This is a genomic window from Ensifer sp., from assembly GCF_035999185.1.
Lineage (GTDB): Bacteria > Pseudomonadota > Alphaproteobacteria > Rhizobiales > Rhizobiaceae > Ensifer.
The window spans coordinates 85,583-99,960 of the sequence record NZ_DASYHB010000205.1 but is presented as its reverse complement, the minus strand read 5'-3'; the positions used below and the strand labels follow the sequence as shown (position 1 = coordinate 99,960).

13 protein-coding genes are annotated in these 14,378 nt (G+C 60.4%); 9 read left to right on the top strand and 4 right to left on the bottom strand.

Annotated elements, in window-relative coordinates:
• Positions 1–3 precede the first annotated feature (3 nt).
• The 9 genes from rfbG to VGO04_RS28005 all read left to right on the top strand — a co-directional run bounded on the left by rfbG (position 4) and on the right by VGO04_RS28005 (position 10,154).
• A complete protein-coding gene (rfbG, locus tag VGO04_RS28045) occupies positions 4–1,161 on the top strand; it encodes a CDP-glucose 4,6-dehydratase (RefSeq protein WP_327499250.1) in 1,158 nt (385 codons plus the stop codon).
• On the top strand, positions 1,151–2,389 hold the full coding sequence (locus tag VGO04_RS28040; protein WP_327499249.1) for a DegT/DnrJ/EryC1/StrS family aminotransferase: 1,239 nt from the start codon (positions 1,151–1,153) through the stop codon (positions 2,387–2,389). The genes rfbG and VGO04_RS28040 overlap by 11 nt, the downstream gene beginning before the upstream one ends.
• 94 nt (positions 2,390–2,483) lie before the next feature.
• A complete protein-coding gene (locus VGO04_RS28035; RefSeq protein WP_327499248.1) occupies positions 2,484–3,461 on the top strand; it encodes an NAD(P)-dependent oxidoreductase in 978 nt (325 codons plus the stop codon).
• A 15-nt stretch (positions 3,462–3,476) separates the two neighbouring features.
• The gene (locus VGO04_RS28030; protein WP_327499247.1) at positions 3,477–4,490 is read left to right on the top strand and encodes a glycosyltransferase family 2 protein; all 1,014 of its coding nucleotides are present in this window, start codon (positions 3,477–3,479) and stop codon (positions 4,488–4,490) included.
• Positions 4,462–4,890: a GtrA family protein gene (locus VGO04_RS28025; RefSeq protein WP_327499246.1), complete on the top strand. Its 429-nt coding sequence runs from the start codon at positions 4,462–4,464 to the stop codon at positions 4,888–4,890. Before VGO04_RS28030 ends, VGO04_RS28025 begins: the two co-directional genes overlap by 29 nt.
• A 147-nt stretch (positions 4,891–5,037) precedes the next feature.
• The gene (gene cysD, locus VGO04_RS28020; RefSeq protein WP_327499245.1) at positions 5,038–5,937 is read left to right on the top strand and encodes a sulfate adenylyltransferase subunit CysD; all 900 of its coding nucleotides are present in this window, start codon (positions 5,038–5,040) and stop codon (positions 5,935–5,937) included.
• Entirely contained in the window at positions 5,937–7,829 is a 1,893-nt protein-coding gene (gene cysN, locus VGO04_RS28015) for a sulfate adenylyltransferase subunit CysN (RefSeq protein WP_327499244.1), read from the top strand. The genes cysD and cysN overlap by 1 nt, the downstream gene beginning before the upstream one ends.
• Before the next feature lie 46 nt (positions 7,830–7,875).
• Positions 7,876–8,685 carry a 3'(2'),5'-bisphosphate nucleotidase CysQ gene (gene cysQ / locus VGO04_RS28010; RefSeq protein ID WP_327499243.1) on the top strand — a complete coding sequence of 270 codons (810 nt, stop codon included), beginning with the start codon at positions 7,876–7,878 and terminating at the stop codon, positions 8,683–8,685.
• A gap of 104 nt (positions 8,686–8,789) precedes the next feature.
• On the top strand, positions 8,790–10,154 hold the full coding sequence (locus tag VGO04_RS28005) for an O-antigen ligase family protein (protein WP_327499242.1): 1,365 nt from the start codon (positions 8,790–8,792) through the stop codon (positions 10,152–10,154).
• Here the strand turns inward: VGO04_RS28005 and VGO04_RS28000 are convergent.
• The 4 genes from VGO04_RS28000 to VGO04_RS27985 all read right to left on the bottom strand — a co-directional run bounded on the left by VGO04_RS28000 (position 10,120) and on the right by VGO04_RS27985 (position 14,196).
• Positions 10,120–10,710: a sugar transferase gene (locus VGO04_RS28000; RefSeq protein ID WP_327499241.1), complete on the bottom strand. Its 591-nt coding sequence runs from the start codon at positions 10,708–10,710 to the stop codon at positions 10,120–10,122. The genes VGO04_RS28005 and VGO04_RS28000 overlap by 35 nt on opposite strands.
• Positions 10,711–10,789: 79 nt before the next feature.
• Positions 10,790–11,998, bottom strand: coding sequence for a DegT/DnrJ/EryC1/StrS aminotransferase family protein (locus tag VGO04_RS27995; RefSeq protein WP_327499239.1), 1,209 nt, complete (start codon positions 11,996–11,998; stop codon positions 10,790–10,792).
• A 37-nt stretch (positions 11,999–12,035) separates the two neighbouring features.
• Positions 12,036–12,719, bottom strand: coding sequence for a PIG-L deacetylase family protein (locus tag VGO04_RS27990; RefSeq protein WP_327499238.1), 684 nt, complete (start codon positions 12,717–12,719; stop codon positions 12,036–12,038).
• Positions 12,720–12,876: 157 nt separating this feature from the next.
• Positions 12,877–14,196: a polysaccharide biosynthesis/export family protein gene (locus tag VGO04_RS27985; RefSeq protein WP_327499237.1), complete on the bottom strand. Its 1,320-nt coding sequence runs from the start codon at positions 14,194–14,196 to the stop codon at positions 12,877–12,879.
• Positions 14,197–14,378 lie beyond the last annotated feature (182 nt).

Below are 14,378 nucleotides of genomic sequence, written 5' to 3'. Positions count from 1 at the left end.
GACATGGCTTGGATCACAAGCGAGGCGGACCTTGCCGAGGCGTTCCGTGGACAGAGAATTCTGATCACGGGACACACCGGCTTCAAGGGAGGGTGGCTTGCGCTCTGGCTGAGGCGGCTGGGCGCTTCGGTGGTCGGGTTATCCCTGCCGCCGTCCACCCCGTCTTTCTTCCTGGCGACGGCACTTGGCGATATCATCGACGGCCATAATGGTGACATCAGGATCGCCGCAGACGTTGCGCAGGCAATCGAAGGCCAGAATTTCGATCTCGTCATCCATATGGCTGCGCAAGCGGTCGTTCGCGCATCGTTCGAGAACCCCGTCGACACCTACGCCACCAATGTGGTCGGCACCGCGATCGTGCTCGACGCGGCGCGGCGGATGAAGTCGCTGAAGGGCGTCGTCGTCGTCACCAGCGACAAGTGCTACGAAAACCGCGAATGGGTCTGGGGCTATCGCGAGAACGACCCGATGGGCGGGCGCGACCCCTACAGCTCGTCGAAGGGATGCACAGAGCTGGTTGCCGCAGCCTATCGTTCCTCGTTCTTCGACGATCCGAACGGGCCACAGCTGGTCAGCGTGCGCGCTGGCAACGTTATCGGTGGTGGCGACTGGGGCGCCGACCGGCTTGTTCCCGACCTTGTGCGTTCGGTCGAAAGCGGTACCCCCGCGCGCTTGCGCAATCCGGCAAGCATCCGGCCGTGGCAGCACGTCTTCGAGCCGCTTCGCGGTTACATGATGCTCGCGGCGCACCTGCTGAAAGGCAGGACGCGCTTTGCGGGCGGTTGGAACTTCGGCCCGGACCAGGAAGCGACCGTGAATGTCGGGACGCTTGCCGACATGGTCGTCAGCCATTGGGGCGAGGCGCCACCGCAATACATTGTCGAACCGCAGGTGAACGCACCGCAGGAGTCGACCATCCTGCGGCTCGACAGCACCAAGGCGCGCACCGAACTTGGCTGGAAGCCGGTGTTTCATGTGCAGGACGCCGTGGCCGCGACGGTCGCCTGGTACAGGGCCTTCCGCAAGGACCCCAAGAACATCCGGTCTTTTTCAGAGCTTCAACTGGAGCAGTACGCCGCCGCCTGGAAACAGGCAGCAGAACCCGACGCAAGACCAATGCCATTGCGCACCATCGGAGATTGGAAAGATGCGAGTTAATTACGGGCAGTCCGTTTACGGCCAGGAAGAGATCGATGCCGTCATGGCAGTCTTGCGGTCATCGACACAGATGGGCAAAGCCGTCAGGGCGATGCAGGAACGTGTTGCCGAGCTCTTTGCGAAACGGCACGGCATCATGGTGAACTCCGGCTCGTCGGCGAACCATCTCGCCATCGAGATCGCCGACCTTCCCAAGGGCTCGGAAGTCATCACCCCCGCATTGACCTTTGCAACGACGGTGGCGCCGATCGTGCGTGCCGGACTTTTGCCCGCCTTCGTCGATGTCGTTGAGGGCACCTACAACATCGATAGTGACGCCATCGAGCGCATGATCACCAAGAAGACGAAGGCTGTGATGATCCCGTCCCTGATCGGCAACCTGCCGGACTGGGATCGCATTCGCGCGATCGCCGACGCCCATAAGCTGCTGGTGATCGAAGACAGTGCCGATACGCTGGGGGCTACCATCCGCGACAAGAGCACGGGCACGCGTTCCGACATCAGCACGACCAGCTTCTACGGCTCGCATGTCATCACCGCCGCTGGAAATGGCGGCATGGTCTGCGTCAACGACGATGAGCTGGCGCGCCAGGCGATGCTTTATCGCTCCTGGGGTCGCACGTCCTCGCTTTTCGTTGAATCGGAAACCATCGAAAACCGCTTCAACATCGATCTCGATGGCTTCGACTACGACGCGAAATTCGTTTTCGAAGTTCTGGGGTTCAACATTGAACCGTCCGAGATGGGCGCAGCGTTCGGGCTCGTGCAGTTGGATCGGCTGCAACAGAACATCGATGCGCGCGAGCGCAACTTCGCCAAGCAGATGGCCTTCTTCCAGGAATACGACGACTGGTTTGTGCTGCCGCGGCAGCTGCCCTTCTCGCGTACCGGATGGCTCGCGTTCCCTCTGACCGTGCGCGCCGACGCTCCCTTCACCCGGCGCGAGATGCAGATTTTCCTGGAGCAACGCGATATCCAGACCCGCCCGGTATTTACCGGCAATATCCTGCGCCAGCCGGCCATGAATGGCGTCGCTTGCAAGGTCGATCCGCGCGGCTACCCGATCGCCGACGACGTGATGCGGGGCGGCATTCTGCTTGCTTGCCACCACGGCCTGACACCGGCACACCTGGATCATATCCATCAGTCGTTCCGAGATTTTGCACTTCGGTTTGCAAAATCAGGCGCCGGCAAGCGGCATGAACAGCAACCGGCCTCCTTCTTCTAAGGACGGCCAACGCGTCTCCCCGATCGCCCGAGCCGGGGAGCGCACCGACATACGGGGTGGATCCAAACGGTCAAGCGGAAATGAGAACAGGCGCATGTCGAGAATATTGATAACCGGTGCCGCTGGCTTCATTGGTTCGCATATGACACGTGCCGGCGTTGACGCCGGGCACGAAGTCCATGTCGTGGTGCGGCCCGGCACCGAAGACAGCCGGCTCGACGCCGATGATGGTGCGTTCATCCGACACAACTTCGACCTCCAATCCGAAGACGCCATGAGGCGCTGCCTCGCAGACGTGTCGCCGGAGATCGTTTTTCATCTCGCCGCCAGGCCAAGGCGACGGGAGGAAGCGGAACTGAACGATGCGAAGGCCGGCATCAGAGAACATCTGAACGCGCTGCTCGGTTTGCTCGGCGCAGCAAGTGCTGCACGCCACCCGCCGCGAAAGATCATCAGAACCGGTTCCCTTGCCGAGTACGGCGTGGCGCAGGCGCCCTACGAGGAAGACAGTCGCGAAATACCGGTCAATGCGTATGGCGCCGAACTCACAGCCGCGACGCATGTCATCGGTGGCTTGCAATCCCGACTGCCCTTCCCCGTGATCACGGCGCGGCTGGCGCTCGTCTTCGGCCCAAGGCAATCGACGCAATTCATGATCCCGAACTTGATCGAGCGCTGCCTTGCCGGCCAGCGCTGCATGATCCACCATCCAAGCGACCGCCGCGATCTGCTTTACGTCGACGACGTGGTGGAGGCGCTGTTTCGGGTCGCCGATGCTCCAACCACAACACGGCTCGTCAACATCGCGACCGGCATCGCCCCGTCGATGCGGGAGGTCGCCAAACTGATTGTCGAGCATACCGGAGCCGATCCTGAGCTTATCGAATTTGGAGCAGCGACCTCGACCGGAGGCATCCCGGATTTCCGCGCTTCGCCGGCACGCGTCAAGGATTTGTTCGGCTGGAGCGCGCGCGTGCCGCTGACCGAGGGGCTTGCCCGCACCATAGCATGGCACCGGGCGGTCCTTCCGCCTGCCTCAAGCGACGGTCGCGCGTCGGGCAAAACCGTCTGAGAGTGGGAAGACGAGATGAAGAAAAGACCGAAAATCTCGATCCTGGTCCCGGCCTACAACGAAGAGGCCAATGTTCGGCGGACGCATGAGGCCGTCGTGGACATGTTCCGGAGCCTTCCCGGGTACGACCGTGAAATCATCTTCACGGACAATCACTCGACGGACAAGACCTTCGATATTCTGACTGAGATCGCCCGCGAAGACCCAACCGTTCGGGTCATCCGCTTCAGCCGCAACATCGGCTATCAGCGCTCGCTGCTCGTCGCCTACAAGACTGCAACGGGCGACTGCTCCGTTCAGATCGACTGCGACCTGCAGGACCCTCCCCATCTCATTCCCGGCATGGTCGACCTCTGGCTTCAGGGCCACCAGGTTGTCTACGGCATTCGACGCACGCTCAAGGATGGGTGGGTGACGACACGCATCCGGCGCGCTTTCTATTGGTGTATCAACGCGCTCAGCGAAGACGACCTGCCGCTCAATGCCGGCGAGTTCCGGCTCGTCGACCGGTGCATTCTCGACGAGTTGCGCAAGGTCGACGATACCTCGCCCTACCTGCGCGGGCTGATAAGCGCCATGGGGTTCTCGCAGGTCGGGTTCGAATACGACCGCCAGGCGCGGGTCGCCGGCGAAAGCAAGTTTCCTTTCCGGGCGATGTTGTCGCTCGCCGTGGATGGTATTCTCAACCATTCCTTGACCCCGCTGCGGCTCGCTTCGATGGCGAGCCTTGTGATGGGAACGGCCACGCTCCTGCTTCTTCTCGGCTACCTCGTCGGCAAGCTTCTGTTCGGGCAGGACTGGCCGGCCGGTTTTGCGACGACGACGATGCTGCTCCTGCTTTCCATCACGCTGAATGCGATCTTTCTCGGTATCATGGGCGAATATGTGGGCCGAATTTTCATGCAGTCAAAGCGACGTCCCGCACCCATCATCGAAGCATCGCTCAACGACGACCGACACCGGCGACCGGCGGCCACGATGCCGGAGTGGAGGCGGGACGATGTCGCGGCCGACAACAAAAGATATTAGCGCCCGGTCGCGCGCCGGCGAAACGCTTGCCCGTTTCGCAGCCGTCGGGGCCCTGACGACATTGCTCGACATGTCACTGTTCAACACGCTCTACTATGTCGGGCTACCGCCGCTGCCGTCGAACCTGGTGTCCTACTCCTGCGGGATTGCGGTGAGCTACATGCTCAATCGCGCCTGGACCTTCCGCGCCGCCCACAGCCATGTCCAAGCCGTCAAATTCGTCGTCGCGACGGTTACCGGCCTGCTGATATCGACCATCATCGTCGCGACCCTTGCATTGCTGATACCGGCGCCGGTCGCCAAGCTTGTCAGCGTCCCGATCGTATTCGTCTGGAACTATCTGACTTCGCGGCTCTGGGTGTTTCGCCAAACAGCGGAAGCAGATGCGATGCTTAAATAGACACAAAATATATTACAGCCCCACAATACACCTCTTATTAATGCATGATAAAAATTGAATTATACGCTATAAATACTCGATACACATATTGATAATACTTCTAGCATATTAATATATACTAATTTCTTCGACCTGGAGTATTTTCCCATGTCTTTAACGCACTTGCAGAGACTGGAAGCCGAAGCGATCCACATATTCCGAGAAGTTGCCGCGACGTTTTCGAAGCCGGTCATGCTCTATTCGATCGGCAAGGACTCCTCGGTCATGCTGCATCTGGCAAGGAAAGCGTTTTATCCGGGAAAGCCGCCCTTCCCGTTCCTGCATGTCGACACGACGTGGAAGTTCCGCGAGATGATCGAATTTCGCGACCGCACCGCTGCCGACCTTGGCATCGACCTGATCGTTCACATCAACCACGACGGCGTCGAGCAGAAGATCAATCCGTTCACGCATGGCTCAAACGTGCACACGCACGTCATGAAGACGGTGGCGCTGCGCCAGGCGCTCGACAAGTACGGCTTCGATGCCGCTTTTGGCGGTGCGCGCAGGGATGAGGAAAAGAGCAGGGCGAAGGAACGTATTTTTTCCTTTCGCAACAGCCAGCACGCTTGGGACCCAAAGAACCAGCGACCGGAGATGTGGAAGAGCTACAACACCCGTGTCGGCCCTTCGGAGACCATTCGCGTCTTTCCCCTGTCGAACTGGACCGAGCTCGACATCTGGCAATACATCCTCAAGGAGAACATTCCGATTGTGCCTCTCTATTTTGCGGCACGCCGGCCGGTCGTCGAACGGGACGGCATGCTGATCATGGTCGATGACGACCGCATGCCGCTCCATGATGACGAGAAGGTGGAAGAGCGCATGGTGCGGTTTCGCACCCTCGGTTGCTATCCGCTCACCGCGGCGGTCGAATCGAGCGCGACCACACTCCAGGACATTGTTCGCGAAATGCTGACCGCACGCACATCGGAGCGGCACGGCCGCCTGATCGACGCCGACGAAGCCGCGTCGATGGAGAGGAAAAAGCGGGAGGGGTACTTCTGATGACGGCCTTCAACACACCCGCGACTACCAGCTCGGTGCTGGACTACCTCGCCAAGCAGGAAAAGAAATCACTCCTGCGTTTCATGACCTGCGGCTCTGTCGACGACGGCAAATCAACCCTTATCGGCCGCTTGCTTTATGACAGCAAGCTTCTGTTCGATGACCAGCTTGCCGCGATCAAGCGCGATACCAAGCGACGCAATGCAAGCCAGAACGACATCGACTTCGCCCTTTTGATCGACGGCCTCGAGGCCGAAAGGGAACAGGGCATTACCATCGACGTCGCCTATCGCTTCTTCGCCACGTCGCGACGCAAGTTCATCGTTGCGGACGCGCCGGGACATGAGGAATACACGCGAAACATGGTCACCGCCGCATCGACAGCGGCGCTCGCGGTCGTGCTTGTCGATAGCCGCAAGGGTATCCTTCGCCAGACGCGCCGCCACTCCTTCATTGCGTCGCTGCTCGGGGTGCGCCACGTCCTTCTCGCCGTCAACAAGATTGATCTCGTCGGCTTTGATCGGCGCGTTTTCGATACCATCGTTGCCGACTACAAGGAATTCGCCAGGAATCTCGGCTTCCAGACCATCACCCCCATTCCGATCTCGGCGCGCTTCGGCGACAACATGACGAACCGTTCGACCAATATGCCCTGGTACACCGGGCCAACGTTGCTCGAGCACCTTGAAACGATTGCGATCGAAGACGAGACTGCCGACGCGCCGTTTCGCTTTCCGGTTCAACTCGTCCTGCGCCCGAACCTCGACTTTCGCGGCTTCGCCGGCCAGGTGGCATCGGGCAGCATAGCCGTCGGCGATCCGGTCGCGGTGGCAAAATCCGGCCAGGTTTCCAAGATCAAGGAAATCGTCACCTACGATGGCAACCTTCCGCGTGCGATCGAGGGACAGTCCGTCACGCTCGTGCTGGAGGACGAACTGGAGGTTTCGCGGGGGAACATGCTCGTCCCGCCCGAGGACCGGCCGCATGTCGCCGACCAGTTCATGGCCCACGTGATCTGGCTTCATCCGGACCCCATGCTCCCCGGGCGCAGCTACATTCTGCGCACCGAAGTCGATAGCGTCAGCGCGACGATCACGAGCCTCAAGCACCAGATCGACGTCAACACCTTCGCCGAGGAAGCGGCAAAGTCGCTTCGCATGAACGAGATCGGCGTTTGCAACCTCTCCACTCAGGCGCCCATAGCCTTCGACAGCTACAGGACCAACCGGGCCACGGGCAATTTCGTGCTGATCGATCGCTTCACCAACGCCACGGTCGGCGCCGGCATGATCGACTTTCCGCTTCGCCGTGCGCTCAACGTTCACTGGCAGGCGCTCGACATCAACAAGAACGCGCGCGCGGCCCTCAACCACCAAACACCGCGTGTCCTGTGGTTCACCGGCTTTTCCGGCTCGGGCAAATCGACGATCGCCAACATCGTCGAGAAGATGCTGCATTCAAAGGGTAAACACACGTTCCTGCTCGACGGCGACAACGTCCGCCACGGCCTCAACCGCGATCTCGGCTTCACCGAGGAAGACCGCGTGGAGAACATCCGGCGGGTGGCCGAAGTCGCCAAGCTGATGACCGAGGCGGGCCTGATCGTGCTCGTCTCGTTCATCTCGCCGTTCCGCTCGGAGCGCCGCATGGCGCGGGAAATGTTTGCATCCGGCGAGTTCATCGAGATCTTCGTCGACACCCCGATCGAGGAATGCGCGCGCCGGGATCCCAAGGGCCTTTACAAGAAGGCGCTTGCCGGCGAGATCCGCAACTTCACCGGCATCAGTTCGCCCTACGAGCGCCCGGAGACACCGGAAATCCACCTCCATACGGTGGGCCAGGAGGTCACGACACTCGCAAGCGAGATCGAGGACTACCTTGGCGAACAATAGAGCCGCCTCGGCGACCAGGGGCGAAAGGTGCAATCGGAGGGAAGCGATGATAGACACGCTCACGGCAGCCGCGATAGAGGCTGGCAAGGCCATTCTCGACGTTTACACGCGTGACATCCACGTTGCCGAAAAGGCGGACTGCTCGCCCGTCACCGAGGCGGACCGATGCGCTGAGGAGATTATCCTCGCCATTCTGGCTCGAACGTTTCCCGAAATCCCAGTGATTGCCGAAGAGGCCGTCGCCGCCGGCATCGTGCCCGAAATCGAAGGGCAGCTTTTCTTTCTCGTCGATCCGCTCGACGGCACCAAGGAATTCATCAACAGGCGAAGCGATTTCACGGTCAACATTGCCTTGATCCGAGATGGCGAACCGGTGGCTGGCGTGGTCTTTGCCCCGGCCCGACAGGTCGGCTACGTTGCCGAAGGCGGCAAGGCCACCAAGTTTCATGTGGCCGCCGATTTTGCCGTTACCGAGATGACGGAAATACGCTGCCGGCCGCGGCCGACAAACTTGACAGCGGTTGCCAGCCGGTCGCACAGCGACGCCGAAACAGCCGATTTTCTCCAAAGGAACGCGATCAGCGAGTGCACGTCGATCGGGTCCTCGCTCAAGTTTTGCCTGCTGGCCGAGGGGCTGGCCGATGTCTACCCGCGCTTCGGGCGCACGATGGAATGGGATACGGCCGCCGGTGACGCCGTGTTGCGCGCGGCCGGCGGCCGCGTAACGACGCTGGACGGACAGCCTTTCCGCTATGGAAAACGCCGACAGGCAAACGACTGCGACTTCGCCAATCCCGGTTTCATCGGATGGGGGCGCGATTGCGGGCCAGTTGCCACCGAGACGGAAGCGGATTGAGGCAAAATCTGATTTAATAGAGCATGGACTGAGGGAATGTTGATGTCGAGGCAGAAGCGGAAAATTGCAATCTGCATCGTGCCGATGAAGGGCGGCGGCATAGGATGAATACGTTCAGCCACCCCCTCCCGGCCGGGTTGTCCCCCAATCGCCACGCCATGCGTCGCGACGCGCCGGGCCATGTGCTCAGCAGACGAATCGAGTTCATCCTTCTGGTTGGCGCCGTCTTCTTCTGCTCGATGAACTATTTCCGATATGGCGACACAAATTTCACGGTCGCCGACTTCCTTGCTCTTCTTTGTTTTTGCTTTGCGCTTCTCAACCGCAACATCGACCTGCAACTGTTCGGGCGCGTCAGCAGCGGTTTATGGTGGCTGGGGCTGACGCTTCTGGTCTCGGGCCTGCTGGCAAGCAGCATTGCCGGCCCCGACCCCATGCGCGGCATCGTCGTCGTCACCCAATATCTCTACGCCTATCTCTTCGTAGTGCTGTTGTTCAGCGGCCGCACGCTTGACCAGCTCGTTCTGCTCGCCAAAACCTATGTGTTCTCGATCCTCGTGCTTTGTTTCCAAGGTATCTATCTCATCCATATCGACGGCCGCACGAACACAAATTTCGTCAGCGGAAACGGGCGCTTCAGCGGATTGATGGAGCGTGAGAACGAGTGTGCGGCGGTCATCGCGCTCGCGGTGCCGATCCTGCTTTTGCTCATCACGACGAAACGGATCAACCGCATCTATGGTTTTATCGCGCTGCCCTTGCTCATCTACGGCATCCTGCTCACGGGCTCGAATACGGGCCTGATTGCACTCGTCTTCGGTGTCAGCGTGTTTGCCGTTATCGGCGTCAATTGGAAGCGGCTGTTCATCAACATCGCTCTCCTCGCAGGCACCATTCTTGCCGTTGGCAGCTCGGCACGTGACTACCTGCCGGCAGCATTTCAGAAGCGGGTGCTCGGTGCGCTGGAAAGCGGGGATATCGGCCAGGCCGGCACGTTCGACCATCGTGTCGAGCTGATCTATGAAGCGATGAACATGACCGATAGCACTCTGTTCTTCGGGGTCGGAGCGGACCAATACCGGATCGCCAGCGCCATCCACCAGCCTGTCCACAACCTCTACTTGCTTTTGTGGACCGAAGGCGGACTGATTTCTGCAATCGGTCTTCTCGTCATGCTGCTCTCGGCCTTCGGACCCGCGCTGGCTGTGGCACGGCTTCAGGGAGGCCGGCCGTTTGCGGGATGTATTGCAGCAAACGTCTCGATGCTGCTGCTCGTCGCCAATGCGGTCCCGCATGCCTATAGCCGGTTCTGGCCATTTCCGCTTGTGTTGCCGGTGGCACTCGCCTGCGCCTATGTCGCGTTCAGCCGTTCGACGAAATCGGCACCCGATGCACTTCCAGAACCGGTAGACCCGTCGCAGCCGGAACAGGCCTTCACGGCTCTGTCGGCCCCTGCCGCGCGGCGTTGAGCCGCCGTTCGCTGATGCGGTCGCCGAAAAGCATGACCAACACGGTCGCAGCGACGATCTTGAAATCGATCCAGGCAGACCGGTTGGCGATGTACCAGAGATCGAGATCGAGCTTTTCGTCGTTCGACAGGATAGCGTTGCCGCTGATCTGAGCCCAACCGGTGAGACCCGGCCGCACGCTGCAACGTAGCGCTCCACGCTCGCCGAGTGCGGCAATCGTCTCCGGCAGGATCGGCCGCGGGCCGATAAGGCTCATATCGCCGACCAGGATGTTCCAGAACTCGGGCAACTCGTCCAGCCGTGTGCGGCGGAGCAAAAGGCCAAACCGACCCGTCCGCTGAGCATCGCTCAAAAGCTTCCCGTCAGCATCACGGGCATCCGACATCGATCTGAACTTCATCATGCGGAACGGGCGCCGGTCGAGCCCCGCCCGGGTCTGGTGAAACAGCACTGGCCGCCCCAGCCAGAACGCAACAGTGACGGCCACCACCAGCATGATCGGCAGGCTCAACAGGCCCGCAAACAATGCAAAGACGACGTCAAAGCACCGCTTCATATCCAACTCCACGCGTCCGTCGCCGTGCGGCCGGGTAACCGCATGTCATGCGCTCGCCCCTACCCCGAAAGCACAAGGCCTAAGCCCGTGCCTCCATTATTCCCATCATCGCATGTTGCTCTGGAGGCGACAAAGACGCCTCGCTGACGATCTCGTGCAAGACGCCGGCGGCCCGTGTCATCGCCTCTTCGCTCTGGGCCGGATCGACCAGAAGCGCGATACTGGTCTCACCCAACCGGCGGGCAGCAGGAAGTCTTTCGGCAGGCGACAACCCAAGATCCGAAAAGCACTTCTCAAGGTAAACTTCCGAGCAGCTGCCCGTGAAGCAGGGCACGCCTGCAGCATTCATTGCCGCAACGATCGCGTCACGATGATGTCCCGGCTTCAATGCTTCCGGCCGAACGAAGGCGTAGTATCGATAATACGCATGGCGGAATCCATCCGGCAGAACAGGTGCACGCAGCGCCGGAAGTCGACCGACCACCTCGTCGAGGATCGCAGCATTGCGCGTCCTTGCGGCACGCCATCCGCCCAACCGCTCCAGCTGCCTCAGGCCCAAAACGGCAGAAAGCGACGTCATCCGCCAGTTTGTTCCGATCGTTTCATGCAACCAGCGAAAACCGGGCGGGTGCTGTCGCAGGAAGGCGGCGTCGTAGGACTTGCCGTGGTCCTTCCGGCTCCAGGCCTTCTTCCACAACGCCTCATCGTCCAGAGCGATCAACCCGCCCTCGCCGCCAGTCGTGATGATCTTGTCCTGACAGAAGGAAAACGCGGCAATGTCACCGAAACTTCCAACCGGCCGGCCATCAATCTCGGCGCCATGCGCCTGCGCGCAATCTTCGATAACCCACAGGCCTGAATGCCGCGCAAGCGCCATGATTGCCGGCATGTCGCAGGGAAATCCAGCAAGGTGGACCGCGATGATGCCTTTCGTCCGGCTGGTAATTTTCGGCGCGATCGTTTCTGCGCTGATGTTCTGGCTGTTCTCGTCAACGTCCGCAAAGACGGGAACGCCTCCGCAGAACGAAACGCAGGACGCGGAAGCGACAAAACTTCGCGGCGTGACGATGACTTCATCCCCGGCTTCGAGGCCGAGTGCGAAAAGCGCCAACTCCAGCGCTAGCGTACCGTTTGCCAAGGCGATGGCATGGGCTCGCCCAAGCGCGCGGGCATAAGTCTCCTCAAATGCGCCCACGTGGGGTCCCGTCCAGGCATTCACCTTGCCGGACCGCAAGACTGCCACGACATCCGCAATTTGTTCCTCGTCATATACCGGCCACGTCGTCACGGCTTGCTCCCTCGATCGACCGAAAATTGAGAAAATATCAGATCACGTGCCGCACCATCACAAAGGCCTCGGCGGCCGACTTGAGGACGGTGGCACCGCGTAAAATGGCAAGGGCGTTCAAGGTCTCGATGCTGCGCTCATGCGGCGCTGCGCGAACCTGGGACTTGAAGGCCCGCATGGCTGCAAGTTTGCGATCGATATGGTCGGTGATGTCGACAAAAACGTTCGGAACGAAACCCGGTGTCACATAGGGAGCGTTCCAGTTCGTCTCCGACAGCGTCTCGTAGGCGAGAATCGTTGGGGGGTATCCGGGCTGGTGCGGCCGCGCGGCGACCAGCGACGACAGGAAGATCAATTGATGATCGACATGCATGTCGCCGAGAAATGGGATGAGCAGCGTTTGCGGCGCGATCGAACGCACAAGCTCGAAAAGTGCTGCGTTGAGCGCCGAATGCGGCGTTTCGGACAGGGCAGCTGCAGGAAAGCCCATCCAGCGCGTTTCCCTGACACCAAGAATTCGGTGCGCCTCGTGCGCCTCGGCCTGGACCGCAGCCACTGAGGCGCGATCATAAACCGGCGGCTTGCCCTCCGTGACCACCGCCACGAACACGTCGTTTCCCTGCGCCGCCAGCCGGGCCATCGTGCCGCCGGCGCCCAGCACTTCGTCGTCAGGATGCGGGGCGATGACAAGCGTCCTTCCGAAGGTTTCCGTAAGGCTCATCGTGCTGTCCCCGCCATCACGTCAAACGGCCAAAATGTCCCGACGGCCAACCGGAAAAGACGATCGATTTCGACGACTGCCGCCGACATCGACACACATGCGAACTCGTCCCTCACGCACTTCTCCATTTGTGCACGGCAAAAACTTCAGCGCCTGCCTAGAGGCCGGCGATCGAAACAAAGACGACGTCACCGGGCAAAACCTCGGTCAGACTGGTGGCCTGGATGCTCTTTCGTCCCTTGGCCTCGCCGCGACCGGCCTCACGATCGATTTTGTAAAGGAACGAGATCTCATCCGGCTTGCGCGCTTCGTTGTCGGCTGCGGCCATGAGCATCATCTGCTCTTCCGTCGTCTCGCGCACCGTTTCCAGCTTCTTCAGCGTGGCTTCGCGCTCCTGCAGCAGGGTCAGGATCTCCTTTTCCCGATTGGCCTGCAGGGTTGCCAGCTGAAGTTTCAGGTTGGCGAGCTCGCGGCTCGAGCGCCCGATCTCCGCGTAGAGTTCCAGCAGCCGCGACTTCTCGCTGGATGTCGCCATCTTCACGCGCGAAAGCTCGGACTCGGTATTCAGCTCTCGCTTTCTCAGCGCCAGCGTGCGCTCCACATCCTGTTCGTTAAGAGCGACGACCTCCTCCTGCTGCGCCTTCAGCTTGTCGAGGATGACAAGGCTCGCCTCCGTCTGGACTATGCTCTGGTTCAGGATCTCGATCTGGTTCCGTGTCGACAGCAAATCCGTCTTCAGGATCTTTTCCTCGATCGCGACGACGGAATCGACGGACGTCTCGTCCACGTATTTTTTCGCGCTTTGCGGTATGTCCTTGAGATCGACCTTTTCGGAGCCGCGCAGCTGCGCGTAAAGACGCGCGGTATAGACCGCTTCGCGCACAATCTCGACATCCGTTTCCTCGATCGTGCCGCGCAGCTTTGCGCGCGCGATGATGCGGTCGGCGGGATTGCTCAGGGCCGACAACGGCCCGCCTGCAAGGCCGACAGCCTGCTCGACCGTCAAGCCGGGATAGTAGGGAAACGACCCTGGGGTCCGCACTTCGCCGAGGATCAGAACGGGACGCACCGTGACAATGCTGAGCGAGAGCTTCGGGTCGGTCAGAAGTTGACGGGACAAGTACTCGCCACGCAACGCTCCAACGGCCTCTGGTATGGTCTGCCCCTCGACCTTCACGGCGCCGATCAGGGGGAAGGCCGCAGCTCCGTCCGTGCCAATCGTCAGTGAGACCGGCAGGTCGGCGTCATCCAGGATATCGAACGAGAGGACATCGCCGACGGAGATCCGGTAAGCGGCCGGTGCCGGTTGAGTGACCGGCTGGGCTGCTGGCTGAGCGACGGCCTGAGGTGTCGCCTGGGGCGTTGCCTGAGGTGTTGTGCCGGCGGCGTGAACGGTTGCAGCCAGCAACAGCGTCGCCATGGCGGCGAGAACGACATTGCCGATTGCGCGAAAGATAGGTTGAGCTGGAAACTTCATGCTTCCCTCTAATGAATATAATCCGCACTTCACGAGAGATTGACCGCATCAATAGAAGCGGAATTTAAACTCGAACAACGGCGGAATTTATTTTAAGAAACCTCTGTAAATTCTTTCGACCACTATGTTATGCTTCGGAAAGCGGAAATCGATATACAATTTTCAATTGCACTCGTTAGTCA